At 73.4% G+C, this 20,005-nt stretch carries 16 protein-coding genes and 1 pseudogene; 11 read left to right on the top strand and 6 right to left on the bottom strand.

The annotated features are described in order from the left end of the window. Positions 1-423 carry a MarR family winged helix-turn-helix transcriptional regulator gene (locus tag OHA72_RS56045; RefSeq protein ID WP_327004278.1) on the top strand — a complete coding sequence of 141 codons (423 nt, stop codon included), beginning with the start codon at positions 1-3 and terminating at the stop codon, positions 421-423. Here OHA72_RS56045 and OHA72_RS56040 read toward each other — a convergent pair. Beyond that, entirely contained in the window at positions 401-1,066 is a 666-nt protein-coding gene (locus OHA72_RS56040) for a class I SAM-dependent methyltransferase (protein ID WP_327004277.1), read from the bottom strand. The two genes, OHA72_RS56045 and OHA72_RS56040, sit on opposite strands and share 23 nt — an antisense overlap. A gap of 40 nt (positions 1,067-1,106) precedes the next feature. Between OHA72_RS56040 and OHA72_RS56035 the strand changes: the two genes are divergently transcribed. From OHA72_RS56035 to OHA72_RS56025, 3 genes are read left to right on the top strand one after another with little or no spacing between them, the layout of a single operon-like run. Then, a complete protein-coding gene (locus OHA72_RS56035; RefSeq protein WP_327004276.1) occupies positions 1,107-2,006 on the top strand; it encodes an ADP-ribosylglycohydrolase family protein in 900 nt (299 codons plus the stop codon). A 58-nt stretch (positions 2,007-2,064) separates the two neighbouring features. Next, a complete protein-coding gene (locus tag OHA72_RS56030; protein ID WP_327004275.1) occupies positions 2,065-2,583 on the top strand; it encodes a SigE family RNA polymerase sigma factor in 519 nt (172 codons plus the stop codon). Beyond that, the gene (locus OHA72_RS56025) at positions 2,583-3,617 is read left to right on the top strand and encodes a TolB family protein (RefSeq protein ID WP_327004274.1); all 1,035 of its coding nucleotides are present in this window, start codon (positions 2,583-2,585) and stop codon (positions 3,615-3,617) included. The genes OHA72_RS56030 and OHA72_RS56025 overlap by 1 nt, the downstream gene beginning before the upstream one ends. Before the next feature lie 4 nt (positions 3,618-3,621). Here OHA72_RS56025 and OHA72_RS56020 read toward each other — a convergent pair whose 3' ends face one another. Next, positions 3,622-3,927 carry a hypothetical protein gene (locus OHA72_RS56020; RefSeq protein WP_327004273.1) on the bottom strand — a complete coding sequence of 102 codons (306 nt, stop codon included), beginning with the start codon at positions 3,925-3,927 and terminating at the stop codon, positions 3,622-3,624. A 170-nt stretch (positions 3,928-4,097) separates the two neighbouring features. Between OHA72_RS56020 and OHA72_RS56015 the strand changes: the two genes are divergently transcribed. From OHA72_RS56015 to OHA72_RS55990, 6 genes are all read left to right on the top strand, one after another. Further along, positions 4,098-5,609, top strand: a complete 1,512-nt coding sequence (locus tag OHA72_RS56015; protein ID WP_327004272.1) for a hypothetical protein — start codon at positions 4,098-4,100, stop codon at positions 5,607-5,609. Continuing rightward, entirely contained in the window at positions 5,606-6,352 is a 747-nt protein-coding gene (locus OHA72_RS56010) for a hypothetical protein (RefSeq protein ID WP_327004271.1), read from the top strand. The genes OHA72_RS56015 and OHA72_RS56010 overlap by 4 nt, the downstream gene beginning before the upstream one ends. Further along, positions 6,352-11,121, top strand: coding sequence for a hypothetical protein (locus tag OHA72_RS56005; RefSeq protein WP_327004270.1), 4,770 nt, complete (start codon positions 6,352-6,354; stop codon positions 11,119-11,121). The genes OHA72_RS56010 and OHA72_RS56005 overlap by 1 nt, the downstream gene beginning before the upstream one ends. A gap of 335 nt (positions 11,122-11,456) precedes the next feature. Then, positions 11,457-11,963 carry a hypothetical protein gene (locus tag OHA72_RS56000; protein ID WP_327004269.1) on the top strand — a complete coding sequence of 169 codons (507 nt, stop codon included), beginning with the start codon at positions 11,457-11,459 and terminating at the stop codon, positions 11,961-11,963. A gap of 24 nt (positions 11,964-11,987) precedes the next feature. Further along, entirely contained in the window at positions 11,988-15,323 is a 3,336-nt protein-coding gene (locus OHA72_RS55995; protein ID WP_327004268.1) for a 3-keto-alpha-glucoside-1,2-lyase-like domain-containing protein, read from the top strand. A 75-nt stretch (positions 15,324-15,398) separates the two neighbouring features. Beyond that, positions 15,399-15,761, top strand: coding sequence for an RNA polymerase sigma factor (locus OHA72_RS55990; protein WP_327004267.1), 363 nt, complete (start codon positions 15,399-15,401; stop codon positions 15,759-15,761). 28 nt (positions 15,762-15,789) lie between these two features. On the opposite strand, the pseudogene OHA72_RS65355 reads toward OHA72_RS55990, so the two are convergent. From OHA72_RS65355 to OHA72_RS55980, 3 genes and pseudogenes are all read right to left on the bottom strand, one after another. Further along, positions 15,790-16,248 (bottom strand): annotated as a pseudogene (locus tag OHA72_RS65355) (NPCBM/NEW2 domain-containing protein); the annotation flags it as partial. A 214-nt stretch (positions 16,249-16,462) separates the two neighbouring features. Further along, positions 16,463-17,395 (bottom strand): MBL fold metallo-hydrolase, encoded by a 933-nt coding sequence (locus tag OHA72_RS55985; RefSeq protein WP_327004266.1) that lies wholly within the window; start codon positions 17,393-17,395, stop codon positions 16,463-16,465. A 73-nt stretch (positions 17,396-17,468) separates the two neighbouring features. Beyond that, a complete protein-coding gene (locus OHA72_RS55980; protein ID WP_327004265.1) occupies positions 17,469-18,332 on the bottom strand; it encodes a serine hydrolase in 864 nt (287 codons plus the stop codon). Positions 18,333-18,343: 11 nt separating this feature from the next. On the opposite strand from OHA72_RS55980, the gene OHA72_RS55975 reads away from it, so the two are divergent. Next, a complete protein-coding gene (locus OHA72_RS55975; RefSeq protein ID WP_327004264.1) occupies positions 18,344-19,366 on the top strand; it encodes a LysR family transcriptional regulator in 1,023 nt (340 codons plus the stop codon). On the opposite strand, the gene OHA72_RS55970 is transcribed toward OHA72_RS55975, so the two are convergent. Beyond that, entirely contained in the window at positions 19,322-19,972 is a 651-nt protein-coding gene (locus OHA72_RS55970) for a hypothetical protein (protein WP_327004263.1), read from the bottom strand. The genes OHA72_RS55975 and OHA72_RS55970 overlap by 45 nt on opposite strands. Positions 19,973-20,005: the final 33 nt, after the last annotated feature.

Here is a 20,005-nt window from a genome sequence, read left to right as displayed (position 1 = left end):
GTGGCACTGCGGCCGGAGGAGAGTCCCGGGTTTCTGCTGTGGCACGTCACGCTGCGGTGGCAGCGGGACATCGCGGCCGCGCTGGGCCCGCTGGACCTGACCCATGTGCAGTTCGTTTTGCTCGCCAGCGCCTGGTGGCTCAACCAGGCAGGGGAGGCACCGAACCAGCTGACCCTCGCCCGGCACGCCGGCACCGACGTGAAGATGACGTCGCAGGTGCTGCGCAAGCTGGAGGACAAGGGCCTCATCGAGCGGACCGTCGATCCCGCCGACACCCGGGCGAGGCGCCTGAAGGTGACCGAGCGCGGGGCGGCGCTCGCCCAGCAGGCGGTGCAGGTCGTCGAGGCCGCCGACGCCGCGTTCTTCCGGGGTACCGACGCCGCCGCCGTCGTGCGGACCCTCAAGCCCCTGGCGGGGCGGTGAGGGGCACGGCGGCGAAGAACTGCCGGCCGCCGCCCAGGTGCCGCTCGAAGCGCAACCCGGCGGCGGCCAGCGCGGCGTGCAGGTCGGCGCGGCTGAGGCGGCGCACCGAGGCGCGCTGCTCCCAGCTGGCGCCGTCCAGGCGGTAGGTCCCGTGGCTGTGCAGCACGGTGCCGTCGAAGGACTCGATCTCGAAGGTGACCTCGATCTGCCAGGTGCGGCCGGTGTACGACGTTGCCTTGTCGAACCACGACGGCGGCAGCCAGTGCATGACGACCCGGCCGTCCGGGGCGACGTGGCGGCGGCACGCCTCGAGCAGCGCGGTCCGCACGGCGAGATCCGCGGTGTTGACCCGGGTGCTCGCGACCAGCACCACCGGGAAACGCTCGCCGAGGTCCAACGTCTCAAGAGCGGCGTGGACGGTCCGTGCATCGCGCACCTGGGCGAGGATCGCGGCCGAGTCATCGGCGACCACGACAGGATGGCCGAGCCCGGCGAGCGGATCTGCGAACCGGCCGCCGCAGCCGCTGAGGTCCAGGATCGCCGCGCCAGGCGGCACCCGAGCGTGCACGAAGGCGGGTTCGCCGGTCGCGGGCAGCACCGCGTACAGATCGACGGGACGGCCGTCGGTGGTGACCTCGGACATCGGACCACCATGCCACGCGCATGGCATCATTGCCGGCAACATGACCTCACTCGACCTCTGTTACGAAAGCCTCGACGGGCTGTCCGTCGGCGACGCGGTCGGCGCCCAGTTCTTCGTGCCGGGCACCACCGTTGACCACATCACCGCGGCAGACGAGCCGCCCGGCGCCTGGCCGTGGACCGACGACACCGAGATGGCCTGCTCGATCGTCGACGAGCTCACCGGCCACAGCCGCATCGACCGGGACCGGCTCGCGGCCGCGTTCGCGCGGCGCTGTGAGCCGTACCGCGGCTACGGCGGCGGCGCCGTGGTCATCCTGCACCAGATCCGCGACGGCGTGCCGTGGCGGGAGGCAGCCCGGGCCGCGTTCGACGGGAGCGGCTCGATGGGCAACGGCGCCGCGATGCGGGTCGCGCCGCTCGGCGCGTTCCACGCCGGGGACTCCCGCAGCGCCGCGCTCGACGCGATGCGCACCGCCGAGGTCACCCACGCCCACAGCGAGGGCATCCTCGGCGCGGTCGCCGTCGCCGTCGCGGCCGCCGAGGCGGGCTGGGCCCGGCTGGTCGAGGCACCCCTGGAGCCGGTGGAGCTGCTCGACGCGGTGCTCGCGTACCAGGTCGACAGCCAGGTGAAGGCAGGCCTGGAACGCGCCCGGGACCTCCTCGGCGTGTCCGTGGCCGAGGCCGCCTACCTGCTCGGCAACGGCTCGCAGGTCCTCGCCCAGGACACGGTCCCGTTCGCGCTGTGGGCCGCCGCGACCAACCTGTCCGACTACCGCGCCGCGATCCTCGCCTGCGTGGAGGCCGGCGGCGACGTCGACACCACCGCCGCGATCGTCGGTGGCGTCGTCGCCGCGGCTGCCGGCCGCGCCGCGATCCCGCCCGCCTGGCTCACCCACCGGGAGCCGCTGCCCACCTGGATCCGCACCGACGGCTCCTGAGAGGCGTGCAAAGTTTCCGCCACCCTCGGCGTGAGAGAGGGTGAAGGAGGTGCCCGCCGTGCAGAAACCCGAGGAGGCCGAGTTCTCGGCCTTCGTCGAGCAGCGCGCGCATGCGCTGCTCAGGACCGCGTACGCGTTGACGGGTGACCGGCACGCCGCGGAGGACCTCGTGCAGTCCGCCCTGGCCAAGGCGTTCGCCCGGTGGCGGCGCATCGACGAGCCGGAGCCCTACCTGCGCCGGATGATCTACAACGAGTTCGCGTCGGGGTGGCGCAGCCGCCGCCGGCAGGCCGAGGTCACCGTGGCGGAGCTGCCGGAGCGGGCCGGGCACCGGTACATGGAGGCCGACACGGAGCTGCGGCTGCTGCTGCGCGACGCACTGCAGGAGCTGCCGCCCCGACAACGGGCCGTGCTGATCCTGCGGTACTTCGAGGACATGAGCGTCGAGGAGACCGCCGCGGTGCTGTCGTGCCGCCAGGGCACCGTCGCCAGCCAGGCCTCCCGGGGGCTGGCGAAACTGCGGGACCTCATGCCGCAGCTCGACTGGTCCCCGGATCTCGTGGAAGGACGGCACTGATGCGCTTCGAGCAGCTGCTGCACGAGACGATCGACGAGATGGCCGGCGAGCTGCACGCCCCCGCGGCCGGGCTCGCCGCGCGCAGCATGGTCAAGGGCCGGCGCATCCGCCGGACCCGCAGGCTCGCCGCGGCCGGCACCGCGGTCGTGGCGGTCGTGGCCGTCGTCGTGTCATGGACGGCGGTGTCCCGGCCGGACGCGACCGCACCGCCCCCGGTGCCGGCCGTGTCGACCTCCCCGATCGCCCCGACCGCCCTTGTGGCGTCCGGGGTGCTGCCCGGCGGCTGGGTCGTCACCGGCGCCGGCTACCAGGCCCTCGACCGCGCGACCGGCGAGTTCGTCATCATGCAGGGACCGATGCTGCCCGCACCGACCGGCAACCGGATCCTGATCATCGACGGGCCGGAGTCGGTACGGCTGACCGACGTGCGCGGCACGAACCCGGTGACCGTCGACACCAGCGGCCTCGTCGGCGACTACAGCTGGTCACCGGCGGGAGACCGGCTGACGGGCGGGGTCAGCCAGAAGGAACCGTTCAAGATCGGGTTCGCGATCATCGACGCCCGCACCGGCACGGTCCGCAAACAATGGATCGACGCCGACCGGTACGACTGCAGCCAGTGCAGCTTCACCTGGACGCGGGACGGCACGGAGGTCGTCATGCCGATCGCCGACCGCTCCGGCGGCGAGGCGGAGGAACGGGTCGCGAGCCTCCAACTGTTCAACGCCGACACCGGCGCACCCACCCGGTCACTCCCGGTCACCGCGATGCCGTCCGGCCCGTTCTCCTGGTCACCCGACGGCCGCTACGTCCTGGCCGGCCCACCCGGCACATCGCTGGGCTGGCGGCGCTTCGACCTCACCACCGGCCAGAGCCAGCCCTTCCCGAAGGACGCCATGTGGGTCAGCAACGACGTGCTGCTCGCCCCGCAGGACGGCAAGGTGCTCAGCCTGAAACCCGACGGCACCACCACCGCCACCATCGACGTCGGCGCCCCCGGCCGCGGCCTGATCACCCTCGGCCCGCCCGGCTAGCAGGTCAGAGGTGTGGGCCCGGGACCCGCAGCGGCCGCTCGACGGCGTCCTGGGCGGCGACGGCGGCCATCAACGCCCGGTAATCGGCCGGGTCCAGGTCGCCGGTCAGCAGCCGGTCGAACGCCTTCGCCTCCCGGCGGGCCAGGACGTTGCCCGCCGGGCGCGGGGGCGGCAGCGGGCCGAACCTGGCCGCCAGCCACCGCGCCGCCCGCGGCTCGTAGGCACCCTCGAGGCGATGGTGCCTGATCATCCACGCGTGCAGGGCGATCAGCACCGTGTACGCCACGGCGACGAACAGCACGACGAGCACACCCCGCAGGTTACGCGCGCCGTCCCCCTGACGTGCCGGGACCGGCCCGCGATGTGACGACCGCCGGTTTCGGCCGATATCCTTGCCGATCACAGCGAAGCGAATTCGCAGCGAAGCGGATCGCAGCAAAAGCGGATCGCAGCGGAACAGACCCGGGGGAGCAGCACAGCGTGGCGCAGGAATGGCAGCCGGACCTGTTCGACAGCGGCCCGGTCACCAGCTCCGAGCAGCCCGAGGTCCGCTCACCCGCCGCCGACGCGTCGATGCGGGCCCGCTGGCGGGCGCTGATCCTCACCGACCCGGTCGCGCGGCTGGTCCGCAACGCCGCCCACACCGGCGTCCACCAGGCGTATGACCTGCGCCAGCTGGCGCTCGCGGCGGTCGACATCGCGGTCGCGTCGATGGGGTTCGCGCGGCAGGTCACCCTGGCCGAGCTGATCGAGTCGACCGCAGAGCTCGCCGCCGTCATGCATCCCGCCGGCACCGGCGACGACCACCAGGACGCGGCCCGCTGGGTCGTCAAAGGGCTGCTCAACGACACCGACAACCAGGGCGCGTTCGTCTACACGTTCGTCGACGCGCTGCAGTCACCGCCCCGCCGCGAGGAGTACGCGTTCAAGCTCCTGCAGCTGCAGGACGGCCCCGACGGCGCGGTCGTGCTCGCCTCCCACCAGGCGGTCATGCTGTACCTCAACGGCCTCGACCTGGACGTCGACGACGCCGAGGCCGCGTTCTCCGTGGTGCTGCAGCGGCAGCTGCGGGACCGGCGCTTCGAGGCCGCCGCACGCACCGCGACGCAGGCCGAGCGGGTGTCGGTGGCGATGTCCGCCTCCCTCGCCGACGTGCTCGACGCCACCCGCCGCGACGTGCGCGCGTTCGACTGGATCACCGATGTACCGCACCGCCTCGCCCGTGCCCGCGACCACGTCGAGGCCCGCATCGCCGCCGACGCCGAGGTGCTCAACCACGTCGCGGCCGGCATCGACACCGAGACCGACAGCGCCGTGCGGCAGGCGTCCGGCGACCTGGTGGAGACCCTGCGCCGCATCCGCCGGGTGCACCTGGACCTCGCCGAGCGGGTCGCCGGCGCCCGCGGCGTGTTCCTGCAGGCCCAGTTGTCGCAGGTCTTCGCCCGCCGCGTCCACCTGCGGCTGCTCAACATCGAGCCGGAGCTGTTCCATCCGGTACTGGCAGCGCCCGCCGACGACGCGCGGGTCGTCGCGGAGGCGTTCGGCGACCGGGTACTGGGGCTGCGGGTGCCGCGGCTGCTGCACCTGGACGGGCTCGTCGACATGCTGCTCGCCCCGCCCCGCGCCGCCGAACCCGACGACGTGGAGCCCGAGACCCCCGGCGAGGTCGAGGGCGTGGACCTGCAGGCGTACCCACCCGCGGTGATCGCCGAGGCCACCCGCATCCTGCGCCGCGCCTCAGCCCGGCCGGTCGCGCTGTCCGACCTGCTCGGGGAGGCCGCGACGGGCGGCGACGACCTGCGGGAACTGGTGCTGCTGACCGCGCTGTGGTCCTACGCGCCGGACGCCGTGGACCCCGACGAGGAACGCGGCGCCGACCTCACCGCGCTGGTCTCCGCGCTGTCGGCGGAACGCGCCGGCGGCCGCCTCGAGCATCCCCTCGCGTGGGGCGACGACCTGCTGGTCAGCTTCGAAGGAGGGCTTGAGCCGTGACGGTCCCGATCGAGGACGTGTGGGCGGCCGCCGAGCTGGTCGCCTTCGGGCTGCGCACCGGCGCCCGGCCGGCCGACGGCAACGCCTACGGGCAGCTGCTGGAGCGGTACCGGACCAACACCGGCTTCCGCGACGCCGTCGACACCGTCGCCGGCGGCCTCGGCCTCGTCGTGCTCGGCGCACCGGCCCGCACCGGCCTGGTCCTGAGCACCCAGCCGGGCAGCGTCTTCGCGCTGCGGATGGCGGACCTGCGCGGCGGCAGCATGGCCGCCGACGACAAGCTCATCGCCGGCCTGGTCGTGCTCGGCATCGCCGCGTACGCGTTCCCGCACGACGTGGACCTCGACGGCACCGACGTGAAGATCGTCGAGGTGGCGGCGCTGGACCGGTTCGTCCGCGACGCGATCGACCGGGTCCTCGCCCTGCCCGGCGACCCCGACACCGCCGACGGGCAGGCCCGCAAGGCCGCCGAGGTGTACCGGCGCACCGCCGCGTTCAAACCCAAGGACCGCCTGCCCGGCCCGGCCCGCGGCTGCACCCAGTTCGCGGTCCTGGAGGTCCTGGGCTGGCTGGTCGAGCGCGGCGCCGCCAGACAGCTGCCGCAGATGGGGGCGACGTCGTATCAGCTCACCGACCGGTTCCGGCTGCTGGTCGCGGACGTGGCCGGTGGTGAGGCACTGGAGACGCTGCGAGCGGTGCGCCGCAACGCTGCTCCGGTCTCGTCCACTGTGGAGAGTGACTGATGGTGGCGCCCGCGCGGCTCTGGCAGATCCGCCGCATCTACCTCGACCGGGTCGGCTCGCCCGCGGCGCGGTTCCGCGACGTGTGGCTCGACCTGACCGGCCGGGACGGCAAACCCCTCGACACGATCCTGTGGATGCGCAACGGCGGCGGCAAGTCGACACTGATCGCCCTGGTCTGCGCCCTGATCCGGCCCGACCGGCGGGACTTCCTGGCGACCGCGACGACCGGCCGGCACCTGGAGGACTGCATCCTCGGCGCCGACACCGGCCACGTCGTCGTCGAGTGGACCGACCCGGCGGGGCGGCGGCTCGTCACCGGCGCCGTCTACGAGTGGACCGACCGGGTCCAGCCCGCCGACCCGAACGCCGGGCACGACCGGCTCAAGCAGAGCTGGTACGCCTTCACCCCCGGCCCCGACGTGGAGAGCCTCCCGTTCGCCGGCGCCGACTTCAAGGAGTTCGTCCGCACTGTCGAGGCGCTGCCCGCCACCGCCGAGGCCGTCGTCACCACCAAACAGGACCGGTGGGCGCAGGCACTGCACGACCGCGGCCTCGACCCTGGCCTGTTCACCGCCATCCTGCGCATCAACGCCTCCGAGGGCGGCATCGAGCACCACTTCAAGTTCAAGACGTCCGACGACTTCGTGCAGTACCTGCTGAGCCTCGTCACCGAACCGACCTCCGCGACGAAGGTCGCCGCGATCCTGCGCGGCACCCGCGAACGCCTGGCCCGGCAGCCGCGCCTGCGCGCCGAGGTGGCGTTCTGCGACGAGGCCGTCGACCTCCTCGACGTGCTGGACCGGGCCCGCGCCGCCGTCACCGCGGCCACGACCGAGGCCGGCGCTTCCCGGCAGGCGGCGCTGCGGCTCGCCGCGGCGTTCACCGGCGCCGCCGCCCGCGCCGCGTCGCAGGCCGCCACGCACGAGGCGGAAGCGGCGGCCGCCGCCGTCGCCGCGCACGACGCCCAGGCCCGCGCCGCCGGCCTCGACGTGCTGCTGCGCGAGGAGCAGTGGCAGGCCGCGTCCCGCCGGCACACCGAGGCGCTCGCCGCCGTCGACGACGCCGCGCAGACCGTCCTCGCCCGGCGCCGCCGGCACCGCGCCTGGCAGCTGGTGCCCGCCCTCACCGACCGCGACCAGCTCACCTCCCGGCTCGCCGCGGCCCGCGGCCGGCAGCGCGAGGCCGAGGCCGGCGCCGCCCCGCTGCGGCAGGCCAGGGCGGAGGCGGCCGCGGTGTACCTGTCGGTGCTGCGCGACGCCTGCGCCGAACTCGACGACACCGTCGCGACGCTGACCGGGCAGGCCGCGGACGCCGCCGAGCAGCAGGCGAAGTCCCGCGCCCTCGCCGACGGGCTGCGCGCCGACCTCGGCGGCCTCGCCGGCCGGCACCGCTCGATCGAGCAGCACCTCGCCGCCTTCGACCACGACCTGCACACCGCCGCCACCGCCGGCCACCTGACCACCTCCGACACACTGCTCGCCGACGCCACCGTCGCCCCAGCCGGCGGTGTCGGCGCGAGCGACGGCCCGGCCAGTGGTGTCGTGGCCGGCGGTTCTGCCTCGGTTGCGGGTCTCGCGGGCGGTGTTGCGGGTCGCGCGGGAAGCGACTCCGAAGCAGGCGCCGCAGCCGGGGCCGGTGCCGGCGGTCGCGCAAGCGCCACGCCTGCCGGTGGCGCCGCGGCGCACGGGCCCGGCGACGAAGTCAGCGTCGAGCGGCTCGCCGGAGCCCTTGCCGCCGCGCGCCGGGACGACGAGGAGGCGGCGCGAAGGCTTGCGGAGGAGCTGCCGGCCGAGGCGGAGCGGCTCGACGCGGACCGGGCCGCGCACGAGCGGGACCGCGCCGCCGTGCACGCCGCCGTCACCGAGCTGACCCGGCAGCTGGCCACGCTCGACAGCACGCGGACGCCGCTGCTCGCCGAGATCGACGCCCTCGCCACCGACCCGCGGCTCACCGCGCTCACCGAACGCGACACCGTCGACCCGGTCGCGGAGCACCGGCTCCTCGTCGACCAGCTGTCGGAGGCGATCGTCGGCGCCGACCGGCACCGCATCCAGCTCGCCGTCGCCGACGCCGAGGACGACCGGGCCGTGCAGGCCCTGGCGTCCCCGCGCGGGCTGCTGCCGGCCGCGCTGGACCTGGCCCGCGCCGCCGACGTCCTGGCCGCCGAACGGATCCCGGCCAGCACCGGCTGGCACCACCTCGCCGACCGCGTCCCGCAGGACCGGTGGGCGTCCACTGTGGAGCGTGCCCCGCACCTCGTCGGCGGGCTGCTCCTGCACGACGAGGCCGACCTCGACCGGGCCCGCGACGCGCTGCAGGCGGCGCGGCTGTTCCCGACCAGCGCCGTGCAGATCTCCACCACCGCCCGCCTCGACGAAGCCGCTCGGCCGGGCGCCGACACCGCAGCCCGCCTCGACGGAGCGGCCCGGCCCGGCGCCGACGCAACGGCCCGTCTCGACGGAGCGGCCCGGTCCGGCGGCGACGCGACGCCCCGTTTCGACAACGACGCCCGGCCCGGCGCCGACACTGTCGCCCGTCTCGACGGAGCCGCCCGCGTCGACGGAGCCGCACGGTCCGGCGACGGCACGACGGCGCACGACGTGGGGTTTGTGCTGGCGCCCGCGCCGGCCATGTTCGACCGCACCGCCGCGGCGCGGGAGGCGGACCGCCGCGCCGACAGCCGCCGGGACCGCGGCGAACGCGTCCAGGAGCTGCTCGACGCCCGCGACCACGACCTGCGGCTCAAGGATCAGCTGCGCCAGCTCGCCGACCGTTGCCCGCCCGGGCACCGCGAGCACCTCGACGCCGAGCACCACCGCGTCGGGGAGCTCCTCGCCGCCGCCCAGGACCGCGCGCGACAGCTCGACACCGCCCGCGGCGAGCTCGACGAACGCGCCGCCCGGCTCCGCGGGACCCAGCAGCGCCTCGCCGAGCGGCGCCGGATCCTCGCCACCCGCCTCGGCGTCCTGCAGGACCTGTCCCGGCGGGCGCCCGAGGCCGACCGGCAGCGGGCCGAGCTGCGGCAGCTGCCCGCCCGCCGCGCCGATTTGGAACGCCAGCTGGAGCAGGCGGAGGAGCAGGAGCGCGGGTACGCCGGCGTCGCGACCCGCTGCACCGCCGACGCCGAGCAGCACCGGGGGACCGCCCGCGGCCACCGCGCCAGGATCGACGAGCTGCGCCGGATCGCCGACACGAAAGCGCCGGCGCACCGGACCAGCCTGGCCGCGGCGATGAGCGTGTACCAGGCGGCGGACGAGGCGTACGTGCGGCGATCGTCCGGCGACGCCCTGGAGGCCACGATCACCGAGATCGGGCGGCGCCTGGACGGCCTCGACCGGCAGGTGCGGCAGTTCACCGCCGAGGAACACCAGACCGCGGCGCAGCTCGCCGCCACACCCGAGGCCGCCGACCCGGCGCTGGTCGCCCGGGACACCGAGGAGGCGGAGCAGGCGCACTTCGCGGCGCGGGCGGCTGCCACGCGGGCCGAGGCCGAACGCGACGCCGCCCGGCGTGACCTCGCCGACCGGGCCGCCGACCGTCCCGCGCCCGAGGACCTCGCATTGGTCGTACACCCCGGAAATGACCTGCGCGAGCAGCTCGACGTCGCGGTCGGCGCCGCCGGCATCGCCCGGGAACGGCAGGCGGCGGCCGAGCAGTCCGGCGAGCTGCAACGCCGCCGCGCCGCGGACTTCGACGGGCTCGCCGGGGACCTGGAGGCCGACCTGGGCGACCGCGGCGGCGTGGAGGCGGCGCCGTTCGACGGTGACGTGGACGCCGCCCGGGAGGCCGGCCGCGCGGCGCGCAGGGCGTTGCAGGCGGCCGAGAAGGCGGTCGCCGCCGCCCGCAACCAGCTCGCCGCCGAGGTGCACCGCGTCGACCGCTGGGCCGGCGAGGAGCGCTTCGCCGCCGTCACCGCCGAGGTGCGCGACCGGTTCCGCGGCGAGCACACCGCGGACCTGCCCGCGTCCCTCGCCGAGGAGCTGCGCACCTACCGGCACGCGCTCGCCGGCGAGCTGGAGGCCGTCGACAAGGACAAGCACCTGGTGGTGACCGCGCTGTGCGCCGAGGTCCGCGAAGGGCTCAAGACGCTGCAGCGGGCCCAGCACCACGCGCAGCTACCGCCCGGGCTCGCCGACCACCTGCGCAACCGGCGGTTCCTTGACGTCGGCCCGCGCTCCACTGTGGACACCACCGACGCGACGCTGCGCAGCCGGGTCGAGCGGCTCGTGGAGCGGCTCGTCGCCCGGCAGGAGAACATCCCCGACGGGCTGACCCTGGTGTGGGAGGCGACCACCGCCGTCGTCGGCCGCGGCAACTTCACCGCCCGCGTGCTGAAGCCGTCGACCGAGCTCGGCGAGGACCGGCAGCCGGTCGAGCTGATGAGCAAATGGTCCGGCGGGGAGAAGGTCACGATCAGCTTGCTGCTGTTCTGCATGCTCGCCCGCCTGCGCGCCGCCAACCGCGGCGGTGACGTACCGGGGCTCGGGGTGCTGCCGATGGACAACCCGCTCGGCACCGCCAACTACGTCGCGTTCCTGGACCTGCAGCGGCGGGTCGCCGCGGCCAACGGCATCCAGCTCGTCTTCCTGTCCGGCCTCGGCGACATGCGCGCGGTCGGCCGCTTCCCCAATGTGGTGCGGATGCGCAACACGCACCACCGCGGCCGCAACTACGCCCAGGTCCAGGAGCGCGAGCTCAACGACGACCAGGTCATCGAGGGCATCACCACCGCCCGGCTCACCTTCCCGCACCAGGAGACCCTGCTGTAGCGCACATCGGGGCACACCGGGCCGCCGCTGCTGCAGACCGTGGCGGTCTGGGGTGTGACGACCGCGCTGGTCGTGGCGGTGTGGGCGATCCACGCCGGGGTGACCGGCAACCCGTGGCTGTGGCCGCACGTGCTCGTGCCCGTGTTCCTGCTGCCGGTGGTGTCGGTCGGCGTCCTCGGCTGGTCGCAGTGGCGGGACCGGGTCGAGACCACCGCGTGCTGGGCCGCGTTCGCAGTCGCCGCGCACCTGCTGATCGCGGTCGGCGGGGGTCTGCGGTGGCGGGGGCGGGTCGCGCTCGCCGGGGTCCTCGTCCTGCTGTCGCGGGGATCGTCGCGGTGCAGGTGGCGTCGCAGGAGCGCTGGTTCGCCGGGGCGCTGCGGGAGCGGGGGCTGCGGCCGGTCGTGCCGGTCGCCGCCGGTTACCACGCCGACGGCGTCAACATCGGCAGGTCGACGCTGGTCGTGCGGATGTCCGACGGGCACGGCCACTCCTTCACCGTGGGCATCGCCCGGCCGTCGGTGCCCTGCGACGGCTGGCCGCTGTGCACAGCGGACCTGAGCGCCTACGGCTACAGCGGCACCGTCCCCGCCGCGGTGACCTTCGAGTCGGTCCCCGCGCGTGTGCTGGCCGGGCTCAAGCGCATCAGGGAGACGCCGAGGCGGACTGACACCGACTTTCGGCTTTCCGAACAGAAGTTATGGACATGCGAGCGAAAGTCTTCTAGCGTGACGTACCACATCGAAGGTCGTCACCGCCAAACCTGGCGACCGGCGATGACCCGTGTCGCCCTTCGGCGAGCGCGCGGGGAGGTCCTGACGGCCGCGCTGGGCGCTGCCGTCTGACAACTCCTACCCCTGGAGCGCTCGATGCAGAGAACCATCCTGGGGGCGGCGGCCGCGGTCCTGATCGCCGGCCTGCTGCCGGCCACCCAGGCCCGGGCCGCCGTCCCGCCGCAGGAACCCGGTGTCACGCTGCGCGTCTTCGACCTGCAGACGCCGCTGAGCTCGATCTGCACCCTCAAGGCCGGGCAGACACCGAACGTCGACAAGCTCATGCCGGCCGTCAACTGGAGCACCGCCGCCGACTTCGGCCTGGAGGACCTGTTCCAGGCGCAGGTCATCGGCAACGTCAACATCGCCACCGCCGGGTCGTACATCTTCCGGCTCACCAGCGACGACGGCTCGCGGCTGCTCGTCGACGGCGCGAGCGTCATCAACCACGACGGGCTGCACGGCGCGACCGCCATGGAGGGCAGCGTCACCCTCACCGCCGGGTATCACGCCATCCGCATCGACTACTTCGAGCGTACCGGCGGCCAGCAGCTCACCCTCGAATGGCGGCCGCCGGGCGCCGGCGCGTTCACCCTCGTGCCGAACTCGGTGCTCAGCACCGACTCCGGGGTCGTGCGGGTCACCGCCCCCGGGCGCAAGGAGTGCGAGGGCGCCGCCGACAGCCCCGGCGACGGGCTCCCGCTCAACGCCGTGCACCCCGGGTACACGCTGACCAACCTGCGCCCGACCGGCTTCCAGCCGCAGGTGAGCGCCATGGACTGGCTGCCCGACGGGCGCCTCGCGATCACCACGTGGGGCGGCAGCAACACCACCGTCGGCGAGGTCTACCTGCTCAGCGGCGTCACCGGCACCACGTCGCCGGCGCAGGTGACCTACACCCGCATCGCGACCGGCCTGCGGGAGCCGATGGGCATCAAGTACGTCGACGGCAAGCTCTACGTGTCGCAGAAACACGAGCTGACCGAGCTCAACGACACCGACGGCGACGGACAGATCGACCAGTACCGCACCGTCGCGACGTGGCCGTACGACGGCAACTTCCACGAGTTCGCGTTCGGGCTGCTGTACAAGGACGGCTTCTTCTACCTGAACCTGTCCGTGTCCATCAACCAGGGCGGCGCGACCACCGACCCGCAGGGCTCACCGAACCGTGGCACCAGCCTGAAGATCAACCGCAGCACCGGCGTGGTCCAGTACGTCGCCGGCGGCCTGCGCACCCCCGACGGCCTCGGCTGGGGCCCCGAGGGCGACATCTTCGTCACCGACAACCAGGGCGGCTGGCTGCCCGCGTCGAAGCTGGTCCGCATCAAGCAGGACCGGTTCTTCGGCCACTACACCAACCCGGACGGGCCGTTCGACAACCAGTCCGTCACCGCACCCGTGCTGTGGCTGCCGCAGAACGAGATCGCCAACTCCCCGAGCACCCCGCTGCTGCTCAACAGCGGACCGTTCGCCGGGCAGATGCTCTTCGGCGACGTCACCTACGGCGGCATCCAGCGCGCGTACCTGGAGAAGGTCAACGGCGAGTACCAGGGCGCCGTCTTCCGCGTCACCCAGGGCCTGGAGATGGGCGTGCTGCGGCTCAGCCAGGGCCCCGACGGCGCGCTCTACGTGGGTGGGCTCGGCGCCGGCGGCAACTGGGGCCAGGACGGCAAGCTCACCTACGGCCTGCAGAAGCTCACCCCGAACGGCAGCACCGCCTTCGAGATCAAGGCGATGCGGGCGGTCGCCGGCGGCTTCGAGGTCGAGTACACGCAACCGGTGTCCACCACGACCGCGGAGCAGCTCGCCGCGCACTACACCGCCAAGCAGTGGCGGTACGTGCCGACCCCCGCCTACGGCGGCCCGAAGGTCGACGAGGAGACCCTGCCGGTCACGTCGGCGACGCTGTCCGCGGACCGGCTCAAGGTGACGCTGCAGCTGAGTGGTTTGAAGCCCGGCCGGGTCGTGTACCTGCGCTCGCCGCGGCCGTTCACGTCCACCACGGGCGCGTCGCTGTGGAGCACCGAGGCCTGGTACACGCTGAACAGCCTCGTCGACGGCACCCTGCCGCAGCCGGGCCGGCTCGAGGCGGAGCACGCCGGGCTCAGCGGCAGCGCGCACGTCGCGACCGACCACAGTGGATACACCGGCAGCGGGTTCGTCGCCGGCTACGACAGCACCGGCGCGGCCACCACGTTCAGCGTCACCACGCAGACCGCCGGCGCGTACGACGTCGGCCTGCGCTACAGCAACGGCCCCAACCCGTCGGCCGGGACGAAGACGGTGAGCCTGTACGTCAACGGCACCAAGGTCCGGCAGGTGCCACTCGCCAGCACCGGCGACTGGGAGACGTGGGCGACCAGCACCGACACGGTGACGCTGCGGGCCGGCGGCAACACCATCGCGTACACAGTGGACACCGGCGATATCGGGCACGTGAACCTCGACAGCATCACCGTCGGCCCGCCACCCGCCGACCGCACCGGCACGATCACAGGCGCCGGCGGGCGATGCGTCGACGTGAGCAACGCCGGCACCGCCAACGGCACGAAGATCCAGCTGTACGGCTGCAACGGCACGACCGCGCAGAGCTGGACCCGCACCGGCGACACCCTGCGCGCGCTCGGCAAGTGCCTCGACGTGGCCGGGGGCGCCACCGCCGCCGGCACCCTCGTGCAGCTGTGGAACTGCAACGGCAGCGGCGCGCAGGTGTGGCAGCCGCAGGCGGACGGCACGCTGCGCAACCCGCAGTCGGGCCGGTTCCTTGAAGCGGCCGGCGGCGGCACCGCCAACGGCACGCAGCTGCAGATCGGCGACGCGCACCAGGTGTGGACGCACAACGGCACCAGCCGGGTCCAGCTGTTCGACGCCGGCAACCTCAACGCGTTCGCCGCCGGCGACGGCACCGCGGCGACCTGGCCGGTCGCGGACGGCTCGATGGAGGTCCTCGGCGGCGACCTGCGCACCAAGCAGACCTTCGGCGACTTCCGGCTGCACGTGGAGTTCTGGCTGCCGAACCTGCCGCCCGAGGTGACCGGCCAGGCCCGCGGCAACAGCGGCATCTACCTGCAGGACCGCTACGAGCTGCAGGTGCTCGACACATTCGGCAAGGCGACCCTGGCCAACAACGAGTGCGGCGCCATCTACCTGAAACGGGCCCCGGACAGCAACGCCGGCACCGCTGCGGAAACGTGGCAGACCTACGACATCACGTTCCGGGCCGCCCGCTACACCGGCACCACGAAGCTCTCGAACGCCCGGGTCACCGTGGTGTGGAACGGCGTCACCGTCCACAACGACGTCGAGATCGACGGCCCGACCGGCAACGGCGCCGCCGAGTCGCCGGCGGCCCTGCCGATCCGGCTGCAGGACCACGGCGACGCCGGCGCCAACGTCCGCTACCGCAACATCTGGATCGAACCCGCCTGACCCTTGGAACCTGAACGGGGCCTGGTGCAGATACACCACTGACACCGGGCCCCACCAGGCGGGAGCATCACCGACGTGGACGTCGACACGCAACCCAGCGACGCGGACCTCATCGAGCGGTCCCGGCACGACGCCGCCGCGTTCGGCCCGCTGTATGACCGCTACGCCGTCCAGCTGTTCCGGTATGCCCAGCGCCGCCTCGGCGTGGACACGGCCCGCGATGTGGTCGCCGACGCGTTCCTCGCCGCCTTCGCCGCCCGCGGCCGCTACGACCTGACCCGCCCCGACGCCCGGCCGTGGCTCTTCGGCATCCTCACCCGCGAGATCGCCGGGCACCACCGGCGCGAATCCGCGCGGCTGCGCGCCCTCGCCCGGTGCACGCATCGCCGAAGGCAATCGTGCCGTCGCCCGGGCCGAGGTACGTGGCGGCGAGGGTGATCGAGTAGACGCCGGTAACGTCAATATCCACCGGAACGGCCTCGCCTTTGCCTACTGTCCGCTGAAGAAGCTTGCGGTTGTCGGCAAAGATCTCCACCCGTGCCCTGAAGGCGCTTTTCGACCCGTCTTCAATGCCGACCGTTGCTTTGAAACGCGTGTATTGGCGGCCGAGAACGTACGTCGCGAAGCCACGTTCCCCCTCACAGTAAAGGTAGACGGCAACGCTCTGCGGATATGGCTCGCCGTTGACGCGTGCTTCTGGGAAGGTGACGTTCAGTTGATCGGTTGTTTGAAAGACGCTGGAGTCAGCAAGATACTGCTCAGCAGGGGCAGGCGCCGTAGCACTGGCCGAGTCCGCTGTGGGTGAGGCCTCGACAGGCGGGCCCGATGCTCTGGAGTCGCTGGAAGGCGGCAGCGTCAGGCTTGGCTGCGCTGCGGCCGCTGTGCTTGCCGGCGGCGGCAAACCTTGCTTGCCTATGACGAACACAATCAGTGTTACCAGTACGGCGGAGGCACTGGCAATGCCTCCGATGACCGTCCATAGGCGTACCGACCTGTCGCCAATGAGGCGGCCGGACGGGCCATCATGTGCTTGCTGCTGAGACGGGCAATTTCATGGATCATATGTCTCGCCTGCCCACGCCGGGCGGGGCGGCGGTTGCGCCGACCGCCGCACCCGTCCCGGTCAGGGCGCAGCAGTGCTAGAAGGTGTACGGCGTGTCGTACTCAGGCCTGATGACCTGGGACCGCGGGGAGGCCTTGCGGACCGCGGCGATCAGGGCGTCCAGGCGGGTGGCGTCGGCGAGGGCGACCGCCGGCGGGTTGCGCAGCTCGGTCTCGAAGTTGTCCCAGTGCACCGGCACGACCACCTTCGGCCTGCCGAGGGCCTCGATGAGCCGGGGCACGTAGTCGTCGGTGGCGGTGCTGGACGGCAGCGCGACCATCGCCACGTCCGGGTTCAGGCCGGTGAGGTTGCGTTCGACGAAGTCGCTGCCGCCCATGAAGAACACCGCCGGGCCGTCGGCGATCCTGACCTGGTAGGCGAGGGTGTCGCCCTCGGGCAGGTCGGCGATCGTCTGCGGCGCGGCCGGCTGGGTGACCCGCACGCCGGGGAACGCCATCGAGTAGGCGGCGTTGCGGCTGTGCAGCGACGCGACGACCTCGACGGTGTAGTCGCCGAAGTCGAGGACCTCGCCGCCCTTGACCGGGCACAGCTTGCCGCTCGGCACGCCACTGGCCAGGCCCAGGTGGTACGCGGTGAGGGTGCCGACGACGCGGGCGCCGGTGGTCGTGGCGATGTGCGGGACGTCGGCGAAGTGGTCCCAGTGGGTGTGCGTGACCAGGACCGTTTCCGGCTTGCCGACCCTCGCCGCGATGACGTCGGCCCTGACGGTCAGCGTCGTCGCCGGGTTGAACGCGCCGGTGAACAATCCGGTGTCGAACCGGCTCAGGTACGGGTCGACGAGCAGGGTCCGCCCGCCGACGTCGATGCGCCACCCCGCGGTCCCGAACCAGCGGAAGGTGCCACGGCCGGCGTGCGGCGCCGCGAGCGCGGGAGCGGCGGGGAGGGCGACCGCGGCGGGGACCACGGCGGCGGCGACGGCGGTACGGATGAAATCACGACGATCTGGCATGCGGCCACCCAAGCAGGGCACCTCGCGACCTGTCCAAGATCAGAAGGCTGCTGAGGGCATATCCGATCGGCTATCAGCGCAGGTCACGCAGGATGCCGACGGCGAGCGCGGCGGCCCGGGCCAGGGTCGCGTCCAACGTCGGACGAGGCGCCTCGGCGCGCACGAAGGCCGCGACGGCGTACCGGCCACCGCCGGGAAACTCCACGACCCCGGCCTCCATCGCGTGCCCGGGCAGCGTGCCCGTCTTGCCGGCCACCCGCACGTCGTCCGGGAACGCGGCGGCGAGCCGGGTCGAGAACAGCTGCCGGAACATGAGCCCCCGCACCGCCGCGCAGGCCTCCGCCGGGCCCGCCTCGTCGCGCCAGATGAGGCCGAGCAGCCGCGTCATCTCCTCCGGCGTGCTCGACGTCGTCCGCGCGGGGTCGAAGACCCGCAACGCCCGCACCCGCTGCGGCGGCAGGGAAGGGAAGATCTGTGCGAACTCGGCGGCGTCGCGGGCGCCGACGTCGTCGAACATCGATTCGAGCAGCTGCCGCGGCCCACCGGCGATCCGGGTCCGGTGCAGGCCGAGCTCGGCGGCCAGCAGCGGCACCACGTCCGGCCCGACCCGGCCGAGCAGCACGTCGGCGGCGGTGTTGTCGCTGACGGACATGGTGAAGTACGCCAGGTCGCGCAGCGACAGCTCGACGTCGTCGACGCACCCCGCCGTGCCCCAGCCGCCGAGCCGGTCGCCGGTGCGCACCAGGACCCGCTCCGCCGGGTCGAGGCCGCCCGCCGACACCTGCCGGGCGAACTCCAGCACGATGAGGATCTTCACGATGGAGGCGAGCACGACCTGCTCCCCGTCCCGGAATCCGACCTCCCGCCCGGTGTCGACGTCGCGGGCGTGCAGCCAGCCCTGCACCCCGGCCTCGGCGAACACATCCTTGATCGACATACGCTCAGCCTATGGCGGACCTCGCACGGCACCTGCGGTACTTCCTGGTCGTCGCCGACGAGCTGCACTTCAGCCGGGCCGCGGAGCTGCTCGGCATCGCGCAGCCGCCGCTGAGCCAGGCGATGCGGCGCCTCGAACGCGACCTCGGCGTGACCCTGTTCGACCGGCTGCCGCGCGGCACCGAGCTCACCGTCGCCGGGCACGCGCTGCGTGACGAGGCGGAGCGGTTCCTGGCCTCGGAGCAGCGGCTGCGGGCGCTCATGCACAGCATCCGCGACGGCGACCTCGGCACGCTGCGCGCCGGGGTGCCGCCGGAGACGCCCGCGCCGGCGCTCGGCGAGCTGCTGCGCCGCCTCGCCCAGGACGCGCCGGGGCTCGACGTCGACCTGCAGGAGTTGTCCACGGCCGAGCAGCTGGAGCAGCTCGCCGCGGCCCGCCTCGACGTCGGCCTCGTCCACCACCCGGTGGACGCCGCGGATCTGGTCCACGGCCCGGTGACCCGGGTCAGGCTCGGCGTGCTGCTGCCCCGGACCTCGCCGCTGGCCCGGCTGCCGGAGCTGGCCCTCGGGCAGCTCGCCGGGCACGGACTGGTCACGTTCCCCCGGTCGACCGCTCCGGCGTGGCACGACCTGCTGCTGGCCACCTGCCGGGAGCACGGTTTCACGCCGAGCCGCATCCGGCATGCCCGCAACCCGGAGTTCCTGTGCGGCCTGGTCCTGGCCGGCCTCGGCATCGCGCTGGAGCAGGAGGCTCTGGTACGCCGTGAGCCGCGGGTCGCCTGGCGGCCGTTCACCGGTGACCCGCTGTGGCAGGAGACGTCGGTGGTGTGGCCGGCCCGCAACCCGCACCCGGCCGCGGCCCGCTTCGCGGCGGTCGCCGGCGACGTCCTGCAGGCTCGCCCGGCACACCCGGCCAGGATCGTCGGCGCGCCGGGCCCGTGGTCGGTCGTCTACAACGAGCCGGGCACGGGCGACCGGTGCCCGCCCGTACTAGGCGTACTTGCTGATGGTGCTGGTGACGACCGCCCGGCCTGAGGCGTCGGTGCCTTCGAAGCGGAGCAGGCCCAGGTTCTGGTCGCCGGTGTACAGCGTGATGGCGTAGAAGTGGAACGGGGCGGCGGCGCCGAGGTCTGCTGTCATCACTCTCGTGGTCACCGGGCGGCCGGTTCCGCTGACGGCGGTGACGGCGGTGACCTCTGGCGGGACGGTGCCGAAGCACCAGAAGAAGTTCCCGATGCCGGCGGCCATCACGTAGTCCAGTTGCCCGGGTGGGGTCAGGTCGACGAAGTTGTCTTTCGTGCAGAAGCTTGAGCGTTGGGTGAAGTCCTCGTACGCCCCGCAGAGCTGGCCGGTCGTCGAGGACCAGACCACGAAGGTGACCCGTTGCCGTCGCGGCACGTGGTGCTGGGTCGACGGGTCGGCGAGCAGGATGACGTCGCCGGCCGGCGGATGCTTCGTGTAGGTGGAGGTCGTGGCCGCGAAGGCGAGCGGATCGACGGCCGGACGCGTTGCCTGGTCACCGGTCGCCGCGGCGGTGACCGCGACGGCGAGCGCCACCGCGGCGAACCCGCGCCCGATCCGGCGCCGGCCCGGCGCCGGCCGGGACACCGCAACGGTGACGAACTGTTCCCCCGAAGTCACGCATTGAGGCTACACAATGCACGCCACGGCCGA

Origin of the sequence: Dactylosporangium sp. NBC_01737 (genome assembly GCF_035963215.1) — a bacterium.
Lineage (GTDB): Bacteria > Actinomycetota > Actinomycetes > Mycobacteriales > Micromonosporaceae > Dactylosporangium.
The sequence above is the reverse complement of the archived record's forward strand: the minus strand, read 5'-3'. Positions and strand labels throughout refer to the sequence as shown.